Below are 14,097 nucleotides of genomic sequence, written 5' to 3'. Positions count from 1 at the left end.
CAGTGCTGCACAGAGAAGTGCCTTGCGGAGCCAGTACTGCAGGAGGGTTTCCCTCACTTGGTATCTGGCGTCGGGTTCCCCGCGCAAGGCACAACTCTTGGCAGCGCTGGTCTCACCAGATGCCTGCGACGGGAAACCCGTCTATGTCCTGCGGACACGCTAGCCCCGAAGGGGGCGCTACGCAAACGCTATCAGCACTGGCTCCGCAACGCACTGGCTCCCCTCCTCGCAACTGTCCTCGGGAACCCCAACGCCAGAACAAGCGTGAGGGAAACTCTCCTGCAGCACTGGCTCCCTCCGGGTTCACCAGTCGCCTCTGTCGGGAAACCCTCACAACGACCACGCTCAGTGCACAGCCTGCAGCACTGGCTCCCCTTGCTAAGCGCCCCCTGCTTTCTTAGGAGCAGGCGCACTCTTTGGCTCATCACCCGCTACGAATGAAAAAAACACTCTTTTCACGCCAGATACCTACGGAGGGAGATCCTCCTGCAGTACTGGCTCCCCTACACCCCTACACCCTTACACCCTTACACCCTTACACCCCTGTGTTTCTTAAAAGTGGGTGATAACTTTTGACACTCTCCTAGCTTTTTATCAGAATTTTGCTGTCGCTTATTCCCACAAAAAGCCACGACATTCTGAAATCTACGTCATACCCAGTTGCCTTCTGCTGTAGTATTTTGTGGTTAGGAGAGATTACTGAGTCGCTATCTTCTGCAAAGACACTACGCATATGCTTGCGGGTAGTTGGGGTGTATGTGCGATTTATAAGCGATTAAGCAAACTTGATATTAATCTGAATAAAGTTTCACTTTTTATTTTGATTTTATCCTGATTCTAAAACATTTATAGAAGCAGCATAAAAATGTACTTATACTCTAAATTGAGATTTATTCCATCTCAAGTAGTAACTGTAACAGTAGTGCTGACATTGTTATTATTTTTGCCTCATACTTGGATCAGTTGGGAAGCATACTACAACTTCAACAGTATTATCAAAACTGAATTCAGACTAAAAATTCTCAATGAGGAAATTACCTATTTTGATGAAGTCTTAACCATGTCAGCAAGTATGAATGCTGCTACAGGTGATCGGATTTGGGAACAACGGTATCATCAATTTGAACCAAAACTAAATGTTGCGATTCAGGAATCAATTCAACTAGTTCAAAAAGTATATGAAAATGATGATTTCAAAAAAATTTATGATGTAAATCAGCGTTTAGTTGCAATGGAATATCAATCTTTTTATTTAGTAAAGAAAGGTCAAAGCCAAGCAGCACAAGCAATATTATCAAGTCAAGAATATAAACAAAAAAAACGCTCATATGCTGAAATTGTTGGTAAAAGAGACCTTACTATTTCGCATCATTTACATATAAAAGTTGCTGACTATCGCAATAAACTATTTTGGTCAATTTTTGCATCATTTTTTAGTTTAGTAATGCTCATTCCAGCATGGCTTCTGGTATTGCGATTATTAAAAGAATACTTAAACGCTCGAAAATTTGCTCAAGCAGCATTAGAAAAAACTAATCATGAATTGGAACTTAGAGTTGCAACAAGGACAAAGGAATTAAGACGGAAAAATATCCAACTACAACAAACACTACAAAAACTGCAACAAACTCAAGTACAACTGATTCAAACTGAAAAAATGTCTAGTTTGGGTCAGATGATGGCTGGTATTGCCCATGAAATTAACAATCCCATCACTTTTGTTTCTGGCAATCTTATTTACGCTGAGGAATACACCCAAAAGTTACTGAAAGTTGTGGAACTATATCAGCAAGAGTATCCCAATCTTTCACAAGTAGTTCAAACTGAAATCGATGCGATGGATTTGGATTACTTGAAACAAGATTTTAATCAATTGGTCAAATCTATGAAGATGGGAACAGAACGGATTCAGGAAATCGTTAAATCTCTTCAGACATTTTCTCGCTTAGATGAGGCCGCTGTAAAGACAGTTGATATTCATGAAGGTATTGATAGTACATTAATGATTTTGCACCACCGCCTCAAGGTAACCGAAACACATTTTGAAATTTCTGTTATTAAAGAGTATGGTTTGTTGCCGCTGATCGAGTGCAACCCTGGTTTACTGAATCAGGTCTTTATGAATATCCTTGCCAATGCAATTGAAGCTCTAGATGAGTACAACTTACAGCGCACATCTGATGAAATCAAAGCTAACCCCAATTATATTCGTATTCGCACTGAGGTGATTTCAAAAAACTGGATTGGAATCCAAATTATTGACAATGGTCCTGGTATTCCAGAAAAAATTCGTTCCAAGCTATTTGACCCTTTCTTTACTACTAAACCTGTGGGTAAAGGTATAGGACTTGGGCTATCTATCAGTTACCAGATTATAGTAGACAAGCATGGTGGGAAGCTATATTGCCAGTCAGTACCTGGACAAGGTGCAGAATTTTTTATTGAAATTCCAATTAGTCGTTCATAAATTTTTAAGAGGGAACGCTTAACAGGGAATGCTTAACAGGGAACAGAGAACAGGAAAGAGGGAACAAAGCCCTCACTCCTTCATGTCCCTATTACTGGATTAGCTATCGCTTAGCACCCAACTGACTAAAGTACGGACGCCAAAGCCAGTCGCACCAGGACCGTTGTAACCATTTTCTTTGTCTGCCCAAACTGGACCTGCAACATCTAGGTGCGCCCAAGGAGTTTCTTTGACAAACTGCTTGAGGAACAATGCAGCGGTGATTGAACCACCAGGACGTGGTCCTGTATTCTTCATGTCCGCGATGCCAGACTTCAGCCCTTCAAAGTATTTTTCTTCCATTGGAAGTCGCCAAAACTTTTCTCCAGAAGTTTGGGAAGCTTTTTCTATCTGTGCTGCTAAAGCATCATCGGGAGAGAACAAACCAGCAATGTCATCTCCCAAAGCAATCACACAAGCACCCGTGAGAGTCGCTAAGTCAACAATTGCATCCACTTCTAGCTTTTCAGCAAAAACTAAGGCATCTGCCAAGGTCAAACGTCCTTCTGCATCGGTATTATTTACTTCAATGGTTTTGCCATTGGATGCAGTGAGAATGTCACCTGGGCGCATAGCACGACCGCTGATCATATTTTCTGTGACAGCGGAAATAAAGTGAACTTCAACATCTGGTTTCAGTTGAGCGATCGCTTTGGCGGCACCTAAAGTCGCCGCAGCACCACCCATGTCAATTTTCATGGTTTCAATACCACTGCCAGCTCCTTTGATGTTGAGTCCACCAGAGTCGAAGGTTAAACCTTTACCAATAATCGCTAGCTTACGTTTGGGTGTTCCTTCTGGTTTATAAGTGAGGTGAATAAACTTAGGTGGCAAATCCGAAGCTTTTGCAACTCCTAAAAAAGCTCCCATGCCCAACTTTTCACAGTCTTCCTGTTCCAAGATTTCTATTTGTAAACCGTGTTCTGAGGCAATATCAGCGGCGGTGTCTGCCATCGTAATTGGTGTTACAGAGTTAGGAGGAGCTGCGACCAACTGCCGTGCTAAAAATACACCAGAGGCAATTTGATTGGCGCGGCTAATTGCTGCTTCTTGTCCACCCAGTCCTAATAAATCGACTTTCTCAACTTGTGGTCCTTTATCCTCTGGTTCAGATTTAAAGCGATTATCCTGATATAGTCCTAATTGAACGCCTTCAGCTAGTGCTTGTGCTGTTTGTGTTGGGTCGTTGTTCCAAATAGGCAGGCTGATTCCCAGAGTTTTGCACTTCTGCTTTTTCGCTAAGCGAGCAACGTTGGCTACAGATCGCCGCAAGGTTTCTAGTTTGAAAGCCTCGGGTTTGCCTAAACCTACGAGTATAATTTTACGAACTGGGCTACCACCACCCACTCGCGTTACAGCAGTGCTGCCTTGCTTACCCTTAAATTCCTCTTCGGCAATCAGCTCTTTTATACTACCAGCCAACTTTTCATCTAAAGTTACCTGTTCGCCAGTTAACTCTACAGCATCTTCAAATAATCCAATTGCTAAACCGTCCCCCGTCCACTCTAGAAGGGAGGTATCAGTGGCAAGAATTTCCATACTCTTGTCTTCTATGTAAAACTTCTTGTACCAGTATTGCGCAAAATATGTACTTTATGCTTTTGAGAGCATTCGAGAGTTCGTGATTAAATCAGGGAACGCTTAACAGTGAACAGTGAACAGTGAACAGTAAACAGTAAACAGTGAACAGTAAATCACTGATAACTGATAACTGGTAACTGGTAACTGATAACTGAGTTAATCTTTCACGAGTTCGGCAACGACATTCACTATTTGATCTGGCATAACAGGCTTAGAAAGATGTTTTTGAAAACCTGCTGAAATCGCCAGTTGACGATCCCTTTCTCCAGCATACGCCGTCAGGGCGATCGCCGGGATGTCTCCTCCTTCTTCAGGTGATAATCCTCTGATTTGACGGATCAGGCTATAGCCGTCTTGCTCGGGCATACCGATATCACTAATGAGAATATTTGGTTTGAATGTTGTCAAAATTTCTAGTGCTGAAGAAGCAGAACTGACAGCAGTGGCGATCGCTCCAAATTCCTCTAAAGCAAATACCAAAAAATCTCGTGAATCAGTGTCATCATCTACCACTAACACGCGCACACCTTCTAATGGGGATGAGGCAGATGAAATAGATGAGGAAGTGGAAATCAATTTCTTTGCTCTTATATCTTCAATAATAGGCAATTGTACTACAAATGTTGCACCTTTTCCTTCTCCCGGACTTTCTGCGGTGACAGTTCCACCATGCAATTCTACCAAGTGGCGTACAATTGCTAAACCCAATCCCAAGCCTCCGTGTTTGCGAGTGGTAGAACCATCTCCTTGACGAAAAGAATCAAACACGTAAGGAATAAAATCAGGTTTGATACCCATTCCTGTATCCTTCACAGTAATTTTCGCCGAATTTGAGGAGTGGCGAATCGGGAGTAGGGGTAATAAGGCAGATGTTGATCCCTCATCTTTTTCATCTGTCCCAACTCTTTCAAGCAGCACTTCCACTCGTCCTCCCTGTGGGGTAAACTTGATAGCGTTAGAAACTAGATTCCAGATAATTTGCTGTAATCGGCTAGGATCGCCTAAAACGTGGAATTTTTGTCCGGAAATGTGAGATAGAGAACCACGGCTTTCCATAGAATAGCTCTGCGCCTGCAGAGGTTCCTTTTGTTGTGGACGCGCTGCTACTTCCCATAAGGGTGACGACTGGAGTGCAATTGGAGGAGATTCAGAATTTGGAATTTGCACAGAAGTTGTATCGCAGGAGACCTCTTCTCTAATCTTCAGTGATTTGGAATTTTGAATTGATTTGTCCTGTGTTTCCAATCCAGAGTCTATAATGAGAAATTGCAAATCAATTGATTTGGCTTGAGCTGCCAGACGCATTGTGTCTATTGCAGCTTCGATTGCTGGAATTAAGTTTGTTGGGTAGGGACGCAGAGTCAACTTACCACGAATAATCCGCGATACATCCAGCAAATCTTCAATCAGTTGTGTTTGTAACTTGGCGTTGCGCTCAATTGTTTCCAACGCACGATTCAAGTTTTTTGGTTCTAAGTTACGAGTGCGTAATATTTTGGACCAGCCGAGGATAGCGTTGAGTGGCGATCGCAATTCATGGGAAAGCACCGCCAAAAACTCATCCTTAATTTTATTTGCCCGTTCCAATTCTTCCTTTTGTTGGCGTAACTGAGCCTCGCCTTCCCGTAATGCCTGTTCTGCCAGTTTATACTCTGTTACATCACGAGCAATGCTCAGTAATGATTGTACGGAACCATCGGCGGCATATTCTGGCACAATCCGTGCCTGGTAGTAAATGCGTCCCTTATGTGAGGGAACATCAAACTCAATCCAGCACCCAATTCCTGTGCCAAATACTTGGCGTAATCTTGCTTGCCAAGTGGAAACTTCCTCCGCAAAACCCATTTCGGCAACGGTTTTGCCAATCCATATTTCTAATGGTATTCCTGTTGCCATTTCTGTTGCGGGATTTACGTAGCTATAGCGGAGTTCCCTATCAATGCGGGTGATTGCGTCTGGTGAGTTTTCCGCTAAAGCTCTAAACTCCTCCTCACGTCGATACAGTTGAGCCTCAGCTATTTTGCAGGCGCGTCGATACTGGGCTTCCCGTAGTGCCCGATTTACCGAAGGCACAAGACGCTCTAATCTTTGTTTGAGAACATAATCAATGGCACCACTTTTGAGGGTTTCAATTGCGACTTCCTCCCCCATTGTTGCAGTCACAAAAATAAAGGGTATGTCTGGGCAGTGATGTTGCGCCATCTTTAGAGCCGTAATACCATCAAACCCAGGCAAGGCGTAATCTGAAAGAATCAGGTCAAAGTTATCTTGCTCTAGCGCCGTCTGAAATTCGGCTTGCGTTTTCACGTGCATTAGTTCGCAGCCAATACCGCTTTCGGTGAACACGGCATTAATCAGTTCTGCATCCAGCAAATTATCTTCCAGCAAGACAAATTTTAGACCTGACATGGCTATATCCCTGCTACTCCTTGATTACTGCGTGCCGGAGGTATGGAACCGGGAGGGGGTTCATTAATTATTGCCCAAAATAATCCCAAACCTTTGATGACTTGAACAAATTCAAGAAAATCGATTGGCTTGACCACGTAACCATTGCTGCCAAGTTCGTAACAGCGACCGAGATCTTGTTCTTCTCGTGAAGAAGTCAACACCACGACTGGTACGACTCGCAATTGTGGGTCAGCTTTGAGTTGCGTCAAGACTTCTATACCATCAATTTTTGGTAACTTTAGATCGAGTAGCACCACGACAGGATGACCTTCGCGACGCAAACGATACAAACCTCGACGATGTAGGTAATCCAATGCTTCCTCGCCGTCACGAACGACGACGACTTCATTGCCCAAATGGTTTTCTGCCAGTGAACTCAGGATTAACTCAACATCGTTAATGCTGTCTTCGACTAGGAGAATGCGCTTTAGTTCCATCGTATACTCTCTACTCTCCACTTCCCACTCCAAACCTTTTTGGTAGCGAAAAATAAAAAGTCGCGACCTTATCTATTTCACTTTCTGCCCAAACGCGTCCCCCATGACGATGAATAATGCGTTGGACATTTGCCAATCCCACACCTGTACCTTCAAATTGTGGATCACTGTGCAGGCGTTGAAAAACGCCAAACAACTTGTGAACATATTTCATATCAAAACCAATGCCGTTATCTCGCACGAAGAATACCACTTCTTGCTGACTTGTGGTACTACCTACAGTAATTTGTGTCAGAGGGCGAGTTTTGCTATACTTTAAGGCATTTTCCAAGAGGTTGCGGAGAACGAGCCGCAACAAGTCGGGGTCTCCTTGTACCTGAGGTAATGGTTCTATTTGCCAAGAAACCTGACGGTTTTTGGTTTCTGGTTCTAAATCACGTTGCACCTCCCGCAGCAGTAGTTTCATGTCAATGGTGGTATGATGCATTTGAGAACGCCCCACACGAGAAAAACTTAACAAATCATCAATTAATTTACCCGCTTGTTTAGTTGCTTCGGTGATAATGTTGAGGTATCGTCTACTGGTGTCATCCACCGCTGTTGACACAAGACGTTTTTGCAGCAAGTCAACGAATCCGGCGATGTGGCGCAACGGTGCCCGTAAGTCATGAGAAACGGAGTAACAAAAGGATTCTAGTTCTTTGTTGGCTGCTTCTAATTGAGACGTGCGCTGTTTTACCCGTTCTTCTAAAGTTTCGTTGAGTTGTTGAATTTGAACCTCAGATAGCTTGCGGTCTGCTATATCTACACAAGAGCCGATGTAACCCAAAAATTCTCCATCCGTTGTGAACCGAGGCACACCAATATCTAAAATCCAACGATATTCTCCATCAAAGCGTCGCAGGCGGTACTCCATTTGAAAATCTTGACGAGCATCAAATGAATTCGTGTATATTTCCAGACAACGCTGAAAATCATCGGGATGCACACTTTCTGTCCAACCGTTGCCCAGTTCCTGCTCCATTGTCCGTCCGGTAAAATCTAGCCAAGGTTTATTAAAGTAGTAACAGAGTTTATCTGTACCCGACATCCAAACCATCATTGGAGCAGTATCTGTGACATGGCGAAAGCGCTGCTCGCTTTCAACAAGGGCGGCTTGTGCTCGTTTGCGATCAGTAATGTCAATAGTAATGCCATCAAAGCGCTTTGGTGTGCCAGCCGCATCACAGAAGGTGCGTCCAATCGCCCTGATCCAGCGTATGCGTCCATCTGGGGCTACTGTGCGGTAGTCTACATCATAACCAGTCGCCTGCTCAATCGCGTGCTGAATTGCTTGGCGTGTGGGTTCGCGGTCATAATCATGTAGGACTTGATAAAATAAATCAATCGTGACATCGGCATCAGGTGGTAGACCAAAATGCGTTTTGCACTGGTCGTTCCAAATGAGTTTGTCCAGCGGTAAGTCACAGTACCACAAACCGACTTCTACTCCCTGAATGACCAAATCCAGACGTTCTCTACTAATTCGCAAAGCTTCTGCCTGTTCTCGCAGCGTCAGTTCTATCTGTTTGCGCCCAGTAATATCATGGGCAACTGCATACAATAACTTTAACTCAACATCGGGAACAGCATTCCAAACCAGCCATTTATAGGAACCATCTTTACACTGGTAGCGGTTCTCAAAATTGAGTGTTACTGCTCCTGTTGCAAGTTTCTCCACTTCTGCCAAAGTTTTTGCTCGGTCTTCTGGATGTACAAACTCAATAAAAGGTGTGGTGAGTAGTTCTGTTTGAGTGTAGCCGAGAATTTTCTCAAAAGCCGGATTGACACGCTTGAAGTAACCATCAAATCCGGTCATGCACAGCATATCAACTGATAGCGTAAAGAAGCGATCGCGTTCTGCTTCTGCTCCCTTGCGTTGCAAGAGCGCGGCTTGCCGTTCGCTAATATCCAAAATGAAGGCGATCGCCTCTTCGCGTTGCTCATCAATCAAGGCGAAACCAATGAGCACTGGAACACGAGAACCATCCTTTCTAATATATTCTTTCTCGTAAGGAGTACAAAATCCCTTGATCTTCGCCTCGGCGATCGCTGCTTCATCAAGCGGTAGATACTCGCTTGGCGTTATATCAGTCCACCGCACTCGATCTTGTAGGAAATCTTTACGGGTATAACCAAGAATGTGGAGATAGGCGTCGTTAACCTCACCTACTCCTCCATACACATCACCAAACTGAATGCCAATAATATCTGAGTTGACAAATAGCCGCAGCCGTGATTCGCTCTGACGCAACGCTTCTTCTGTGCGTTTTTGGTCATCGATATCAGTGCAGCTGCCAAACCACTTAACAATTGTGCCGTCCTCGTCACGTAATGGTAAAGCCTGTGCGACATGCCAACGATAAACCCCATCAAATCGTTTCAGGCGGTACTGTACCTCATAGCGATTTCCTGTTTTGAGTCCAGTTGTCCATTTTTCCAAAGCTTGTGATAAATCGTCAGGATGAACAACTTGCTGCCAATTCGACTCCAAAGTGTGTTGGGGCAATGATTCTTGAGGTTTGAGTCCTGTGTACTCTAGCCAGCGCTGATTGTAGTATTCTACAAAGCCATCTGGGTTGCTGATCCAAATCATCTGGGGAATGTTTTCGGCAAGCAGCCGATAGCGTTCTTCACTTTCCCTTAATGCGGCTGACTCTTGTTTGCGCTTGTTATCTACGTGATTAATGAATCTGGCGTTCCACCAAATCAGGGCCAAAAACATGACCTCTAGCAACACCACGAGCAGGGCTATGCTAAAGGCAGCGTCGTATTGTGAAATATTTTTCGTAACAGTGAAGTTAGGCATAAGCCTTGACTCCAACTTTAGGATCTTGTTTTATAATACTTTTCATATAATAATTTTTGCAATAATTATTCTCCAACTTTTTTTGCAAGTTCAAAAAATGCTGGAACTCTTACTACAATATACTTAAGACTGATAATAACATTTGTGGAATAACCTTGAGATAGTTTTTTTACTTTGGTATATTTCTATAAATAAGAAACCCGGCTTCTTAGAGAAACCGGCTTGTTTTGTTTATTGTCTGGCATCAGACAAATCAATTCAATTATTTTGTATTTGCTAAATTTTCCGATGCATCAACTGTAGACTGAACAACATTGAGATCAATATCAAATTTAGCAGCAATAGTATCAATAATATGCTGTCCCACTGGAGTCATCTCACCTTTTACTCTGGCAATTTTATAACATTGAGCCAAGAGTGGTACAGCGAAATCTCGGTTGAGTTTATTGAGAGGTGTATCCAAAGGCTGAGGTGATTTAAGATTTTCAGATATTACTTTCAAGGAAGTTGAACTGAGGTTCAAAGCTTGTAACTCTGTCGAGATTTCTTCCCATCTTTTTTCTGGATAGTTAGCAAGGATAAAATGAATTAAAAGTTGATCCATTGCGGCTTCTTGAGCCATTGCTGTTTCCAGATAATTTTCGCTTTGTTGTTTTAAAGTATTCAGTGTCTCCTCAGAATCGAGCGACTTTGATTCATCTAGCTTCGCTTCATAAAATCGACAAGCCGCGTACCCCAAGGAATAAATCATTGTAGCATTAGAGCTAGCACCAATCACTGCGCCAGCAAAAGGTATATTTCTTAGTAAACCTAAACCTGCTGCTTTTAAAAGACGACCGCCACCCAACGCCAAACCAAAAATCGCCAATACTTCTCCCTTACGGGCAGGATCTTTTAAATTCAATCCGTAGACAGATGCAATTTGACAAACCATTTCTGACTGTAACTCTGTTGTCGCTGCTAAATCAATTGCCAACAAAGCCGCCGCCACTCCTGGCAAAACACTAGTTGCTAATCCAATCCCCCCGGCTTTTGTTGCTTTTTCAAGCATGATGCGGTGGGCAAGTTGCCTAGATGATTCATTCGGGTATTTTTGCTTGAGCTTTTTGACTTCTGCTTCTGCCTTATCTAAATTAACAGTATCAACAGCACCAAAAACCCAATTCAGATTTAAAAACCCAGCCAGCTTTCGGACTAGCCAAATATCGCCAATACGTTCTGCAACTTCTCCTGCTGTGTGAGTTGCTTGTGAAATCAGGTTATGAGTTTGTTTTGCTGCAGCTTCTCCCACATCAACTGCTGTTTCTGCAACGACTTTACCAGCTTCTATAGCAGTGTTACCAGCAGCTGTTCCTACGCCCACAGCCGTTCCAAAAACACAGCCCACTGTTTCAGCAACGGTTTCTAACAAGGATGACTTTTTTTGTTTTGTTTCGGACGCAAGTATATTATTATTTAGTTTTGTATCTTCTGTGTCTTTACTAAGTTTGTCTGTCATTGCTTACCACCTTCTCTAGAAATCTCCCTATTTTATTTTGAAGGAAGGTGTGAGCAGTTAGCATCTTTCTATCAGGATAAGTCGTTAGAGGAAGTTTCAACAGGACTTCTACTCAAACTATAGCTAGCTGTTAGCTTGAACGCCAGTATAAATTTTATGACATTAAATTGAATGATTGAATTATAAGTGCATTCAATGTCTGTATTTGATTGACTCCTAACTTGCCCAAGCGTCGAATAATGAGTTGACGTTGCAAGGTCACAATTCGAGTTACTCTCACAATAGATGCAACTCGTAATCCAGTCCCAGAAAATTCTGCTTCTGAACTATCTAGGGCAAATTCATCTGAACTCAGATTATCAACGTTTGGTGAAGAAATGAAATAGAGCGTAACTTCATTCAAACTAGTGTTTTCCAGAAGAACTACAGCAGGACGTAACTTTGTCTGACTTAAGTGAGTAAATGGGAATAAAACTAGAACAATATCTCCTTTGTCAAGTGCCACTAGACAGGTTCTGCGTCCTCAAGATTGTAGAGTTCTGGTTCATTATGCAAAAAATCAAATGCTTTTCCGTTGTGAGCAAGATGCATCAGTTCATTAGTAGAAGGATAAGAAATCTTTTCAAAAAACTTTTCTTATAACCACAAACGTTCTTCATTTGGTAAAGCGAGAATAACTTGTAGTAAGGATTAAACCAGTTGTATATTCATCGTTACCTCGGGTTATTTTTTATTTTAATTGGTGAGCTAATGATATTCTTTTATGAAATGGATATAGCTAAATTGTCAGAATAAAATCTCAATAATTAAGTAAAATTTATGAAAATGACTACGCGCCCACTTATCCTTTTGGTATACCTGCGGGGCGACGTCTACACGAATAAGTCGCCAAACTCGCAAGGGCGCACTGCCTCACTGCTCATCCTTATCCCCTAGCCTCTTGCTCCTGAGCTGCTTCAACACTACTGTCTAAAAAATCATTTGCCTTCATAATTTCATAGAGGTTAGTATCTGTTTCTAACAAGCAGGCGTGTCCACAATGTGGTAGTACCACCATCTTGGAATTAGGAAAGATACTAACCAAACGTTTTGCTTCAGCTAAGGAAGGTAAAAGTCGATCGCTAGCACCCGCAATCACCAAAACAGGTTGAGTCAGGCGACGTAACTGTTCCTCTTCAACGCAAAAATCTCTCAGTAACGATATTCGCCACAGAACAGTTTCTGGTGGTACCGAACGCATGCTTTTTAGGAGTTCTTGTCTATCACTCCTAGAAATACGTGCCAAAGCTGCCAAAAAAGGTAATAAACCTAGTGCGCCGATGTTATAAAGGTTGGATGGAACCAAGGAACTCAATTGAGATGCCCAAGTTAACAAAGGCTGAAGCTGGAAGGCGCTTCCTGAGTTGATGAGAATAATACGCTCAAACAACTGTGGTGCAATGACCGCTACTTTCTGCGCCAAACAACCACCAAAGGATTCTCCACACAGGTAAACAGGACGCTGGGGGCTTTTTTCTAATTCTGCATGGATCAAGTCCAAGACATTCTTAGCTAACTCATCCCAACTGGTCAGATCTTCCCTTGGTATCGCTAAACAACGGACATCAAAGCCAACTTCTAATCCAGCAGTTTGCGATCGCAAGAGTTGACCTGTTCCATCCATTCCTGGTAAATACACAAACAATGGCAACTCTGGCTGGAGTCGTTTAGGACTGAGGAAACATGGCTTTAGATCAACTTTTGGAATAGTCATTGCTCAACACTTAACATTTCAACACTTCACTAGTCATAAGCTAACTAAACGACTAATAGACCTCTCCAAAAATGATTTTTAGTGCAAGCGCGGGGTATTGGTTTCATAGCCATTTTTGGAGAGGTCTAATGACTAATTTTTTTAATAGCAACCTTCACGCAGTAAGTTTGCAATTTCTGAGTGACAATGATTTGTCAATTCTGTCACCATAGTTCTTGCTTTTTTTCCTTGATATTTTTCTTTTTGTAGAGGCTTAATCCAATATGGATGACCGATGAGCACGGCGACACGTTGATATGTGACTAGTGGATGCCAACCTGACTGATTGAATAAAGGTTCTGAAGGGTCAAACAAACTTAATACCCTCAAAGGTACAGCAGATGTGTTAACTTCTTCAAGGGATGCTATTGCTATTGGCAAAATTGCTAAATCTCGTACCCGTGCTCGCAATGCCAAATGGGCAAAACCTCGTTCAAATTCACCCACCCGATTCGGTTGGGTAAATTCTACCATTGGTTTTGTTCCTTCAGGAAAAACTCCTACTATTTGCTTTGACTGCAATAGCAGTTGTGACTGTTGGAAAAAGCTTTGCTGGCGGTGTTGATTTGCCTCCTCTAGAGGAAAGCAACCTAATTGTCCTGTAACAATCTCCCGCATTATAGGCACTTGCCCCATATAGTGATGGCAAGCAAAGCGAATAGAACTTGATAAAGCCGCCATTAAAATGGGTGCATCCATAAAGCTGCGGTGATTGCTCACTACTAACACACTGGCATCTTGGGGAATGCGATCCTCGTAGTAGCGAAACATTTTGGTTGATAGCGCCGCCAGTAACCAGCGAGAAACCTCAAGGGGGCTATTTACAGTCATCTTGATATAGAACCAGGAAATTTCGCAGCTTATCTTTATTAAGAATTTACATTTTTTAACCGATAACGGCGACTGCCTTAAGGTAGAAATGTTCAGATCAACAAAATCGGTAAAGTTTTTTGTGTAAAAGAGGTTTGTCTTCTAATTTTCTTA

The 14,097-nt window shown here is 42.7% G+C and carries 10 protein-coding genes; 2 read left to right on the top strand and 8 right to left on the bottom strand.

Translation table 11 applies throughout. The features are described 5' to 3' along the window. Both AC5590_RS25075 and AC5590_RS25070 read left to right on the top strand, forming a co-directional pair. On the top strand, window positions 1-401 hold a 401-nt coding region (locus tag AC5590_RS25075), incomplete at its 5' end, for a hypothetical protein (protein ID WP_169266091.1). A 464-nt stretch (window positions 402-865) separates the two neighbouring features. Then, window positions 866-2,467 (top strand): sensor histidine kinase, encoded by a 1,602-nt coding sequence (locus tag AC5590_RS25070; RefSeq protein WP_169266090.1) that lies wholly within the window; start codon window positions 866-868, stop codon window positions 2,465-2,467. Between the two features lie 99 nt (window positions 2,468-2,566). Here the strand turns inward: AC5590_RS25070 and AC5590_RS25065 are convergent, their stop codons facing one another. From AC5590_RS25065 to AC5590_RS25030, 8 genes are all read right to left on the bottom strand, one after another. Further along, window positions 2,567-4,045, bottom strand: a complete 1,479-nt coding sequence (locus tag AC5590_RS25065) for a leucyl aminopeptidase (protein ID WP_169266089.1) — start codon at window positions 4,043-4,045, stop codon at window positions 2,567-2,569. 198 nt (window positions 4,046-4,243) lie between these two features. After that, window positions 4,244-6,496, bottom strand: coding sequence for a hybrid sensor histidine kinase/response regulator (locus tag AC5590_RS25060; protein WP_169266088.1), 2,253 nt, complete (start codon window positions 6,494-6,496; stop codon window positions 4,244-4,246). A 2-nt stretch (window positions 6,497-6,498) separates the two neighbouring features. After that, the gene (locus tag AC5590_RS25055; RefSeq protein WP_169266087.1) at window positions 6,499-6,975 is read right to left on the bottom strand and encodes a response regulator; all 477 of its coding nucleotides are present in this window, start codon (window positions 6,973-6,975) and stop codon (window positions 6,499-6,501) included. 10 nt (window positions 6,976-6,985) lie between these two features. After that, window positions 6,986-9,823 (bottom strand): PAS domain S-box protein, encoded by a 2,838-nt coding sequence (locus tag AC5590_RS25050; RefSeq protein ID WP_169266086.1) that lies wholly within the window; start codon window positions 9,821-9,823, stop codon window positions 6,986-6,988. Between the two features lie 262 nt (window positions 9,824-10,085). Next, a complete protein-coding gene (locus tag AC5590_RS25045) occupies window positions 10,086-11,321 on the bottom strand; it encodes a hypothetical protein (protein ID WP_169266085.1) in 1,236 nt (411 codons plus the stop codon). 154 nt (window positions 11,322-11,475) lie between these two features. Then, window positions 11,476-11,826, bottom strand: coding sequence for a type II toxin-antitoxin system PemK/MazF family toxin (locus AC5590_RS25040; RefSeq protein ID WP_169266084.1), 351 nt, complete (start codon window positions 11,824-11,826; stop codon window positions 11,476-11,478). Between the two features lie 420 nt (window positions 11,827-12,246). After that, window positions 12,247-13,074 carry an alpha/beta fold hydrolase gene (locus AC5590_RS25035; protein WP_169266083.1) on the bottom strand — a complete coding sequence of 276 codons (828 nt, stop codon included), beginning with the start codon at window positions 13,072-13,074 and terminating at the stop codon, window positions 12,247-12,249. Between the two features lie 141 nt (window positions 13,075-13,215). Then, window positions 13,216-13,944, bottom strand: coding sequence for a lysophospholipid acyltransferase family protein (locus tag AC5590_RS25030; RefSeq protein WP_169266082.1), 729 nt, complete (start codon window positions 13,942-13,944; stop codon window positions 13,216-13,218). Window positions 13,945-14,097 lie beyond the last annotated feature (153 nt).

This window comes from Brasilonema octagenarum UFV-OR1, from assembly GCF_963888615.1.
Classification (GTDB): Bacteria; Cyanobacteriota; Cyanobacteriia; order Cyanobacteriales; family Nostocaceae; genus Brasilonema; species Brasilonema sennae.
The sequence above is the reverse complement of the archived record's forward strand: the minus strand, read 5'-3'. Positions and strand labels throughout refer to the sequence as shown.

Bases quoted from the DNA above. Each gene is read 5' to 3' on its own strand.
- AC5590_RS25070 (WP_169266090.1), top strand. From the start codon at position 866: ATGTACTTATACTCTAAATTGAGATTTATTCCATCTCAAGTAGTAACT.
- AC5590_RS25065 (WP_169266089.1), bottom strand. From the start codon at position 4,045: ATGGAAATTCTTGCCACTGATACCTCCCTTCTAGAGTGGACGGGGGAC.
- AC5590_RS25060 (WP_169266088.1), bottom strand. From the start codon at position 6,496: ATGTCAGGTCTAAAATTTGTCTTGCTGGAAGATAATTTGCTGGATGCA.
- AC5590_RS25055 (WP_169266087.1), bottom strand. From the start codon at position 6,975: ATGGAACTAAAGCGCATTCTCCTAGTCGAAGACAGCATTAACGATGTT.
- AC5590_RS25050 (WP_169266086.1), bottom strand. From the start codon at position 9,823: ATGCCTAACTTCACTGTTACGAAAAATATTTCACAATACGACGCTGCC.
- AC5590_RS25045 (WP_169266085.1), bottom strand. From the start codon at position 11,321: ATGACAGACAAACTTAGTAAAGACACAGAAGATACAAAACTAAATAAT.
- AC5590_RS25035 (WP_169266083.1), bottom strand. From the start codon at position 13,074: ATGACTATTCCAAAAGTTGATCTAAAGCCATGTTTCCTCAGTCCTAAA.
- AC5590_RS25030 (WP_169266082.1), bottom strand. From the start codon at position 13,944: ATGACTGTAAATAGCCCCCTTGAGGTTTCTCGCTGGTTACTGGCGGCG.